This window comes from Curvibacter fontanus (assembly GCF_054780335.1).
Genome location: NZ_BAAGWN010000028.1, coordinates 1 through 1795 on the forward strand (window position 1 = coordinate 1; position 1795 = coordinate 1795).

Below are 1795 nucleotides of genomic sequence, written 5' to 3' on the forward strand. Positions count from 1 at the left end.
CCTTGAGGATGGCGGTGAGCTTGTGCGACTTGTCGCTGATGGCACGCCGTGCCGCCCCCAGGTCCAGCAGCACGGGCGGCCCCATGTCCTGCAGGAAGATGTTGTCGGGCGAGACGTCGCGGTGCAGCGTGTGGTGTTCGTGCAGCACCTGCAAGGCCTGCAGGATGGACCACAGCATGGTGCGCAGCCAGTCCTCGGGCGGTGGGGATGCCATCTGGGCGCGCGCCTGCTTGAGTGTCATGCCGCTGTACAGGGGCATGACCATATAGGCCGTGTTGTTGGCCTCCCAGAAACGGTAGACCTTGACCAGGGAGGGATGGTCGAATTGCGCCAGCAGGCGCGCCTCTGCCACAAAGGACTTGAGGCCGGACTGGAAGGTCGCCTGGTCGGCCGAGGAACGCACCGACAGCAGCAGCCCATTCTGGCGCGCCGCCAGCGCCGACGGCATGTACTCCTTGATGGCCACCGTGCGGTGCAGGGAATGGTCATAGGCCCGGTAGACCAGTCCGAAGCCGCCCACCCCCAGCAGCTCCTGCAACTCGAATTCGGCCAGCCGCGTGCCGGACGGTAAAGCGTCCAGGTGCACCACCGCCTGCGCCGCTCGTGGCACATCCGGCAGGTCGGCATCCATCGTCAGGTCAGCCATGGGCAACAATTTTTGCATGGAATGCCGCGCTCGAGCGAAGCGGAACCGTCACCGGCATGTTCGTGATGCGTGCGCCAGACATCCAAAAGAGGGGAGAGAAACAAAGTCAGGGCGGCGTCGGGTTGCGCTCATCGGGATAACGCTGCCGGTCCTCGATGCAGACCGGCAACTGCAAGTTTTCAGTCTTCTTGCATTCGTTGTGGATACAAATGGGACGGGTAAAGAAGTTGGCGTCAGCGCACAAGACCTTGTCCCGGCTCACCACCGGCTCCTGGGGCAGGACAGCCGCCTTCGGCGGCGGCGCCGCCGCAGCGGGCCGGGCCGGCGCTCGGACTGCCGGCGGGCGATCCTCCTCCCTGGACACGACCTTGGGCGCCGGGCGCGGCCTGGGCACAGGTGCGGACACGACCGGGGGAACCGGCGCCTTGGCCGCAGGGGCTGCCGCAGGCGCAGGGGCGGTCGGCGATGTCACGGGGCTGCTGCCGGCCGCCACAAGCCCGGCTTCGCGCGCCGGCTCGGAGGATGCCGGCGCACCGGACATCGCTGGCGCGGTCGCCGCCATCGGCGCAACGACCGGCTCCGGGCTTGCAATCACCGGGCGGTCCCGCAAGAGACTGCCCCCATCGGCCAGCCAGACCCAGAGCAGCGCGGCCCCCGCCAGCAGGCCCAGCCCCAAGCCCGCGGGCTTGAGCCAGCGCCCCGTCCGGCGGCGGCGCTGCTCGGCCCTCGGCTGCCTGGCAGAGGAGGCCGGATCCAGCACGGTCTGCGGCTGGGTGTGCCAGAACTGACGGGAGTTGTAGGCCTCTTCGTCGGTGCGCAGCGAAGTCCCGAGCTCCGCGCGCCAGTCGAACTTGCTCAGCCGGGGCGAGGCCTTGAGCTTCATCTCGGTCACGAAAGCCGCCAGGCTCTGCGGCCGGTCCGCCGGCTGCACGGCCAGGGCATGCTGGATGGTGCGCACGAATTCGTCCGAGTAGCTGAGGCCGAAGTGCTCCTTGACGGTAGCCACCACGCTGCGCACCGAGGGCATGCTGTCGCGCACCACGCGTGTCGTGGCCGGCAGCGGCGGGTCGTTGCGCAGGCAGCTGTAGACCACGGCCGCCAGGGAGTAGAGGTCGGTCCAGGCGCCCTGCTTCAGATCTTCGGCCTCGG

Annotated in this window: 2 protein-coding genes; both read right to left on the bottom strand. The window is 68.6% G+C overall.

The window, feature by feature from the left end:
• Positions 1 to 631: protein kinase domain-containing protein (locus ACYVH8_RS12765; protein WP_460489196.1), on the bottom strand; the 631-nt coding region annotated here is incomplete at its 3' end.
• Between the two features lie 121 nt (positions 632 to 752).
• A partial coding sequence (locus ACYVH8_RS12770) for a serine/threonine-protein kinase (RefSeq protein ID WP_460489195.1) occupies positions 753 to 1795 on the bottom strand: 1043 nt, incomplete at its 5' end.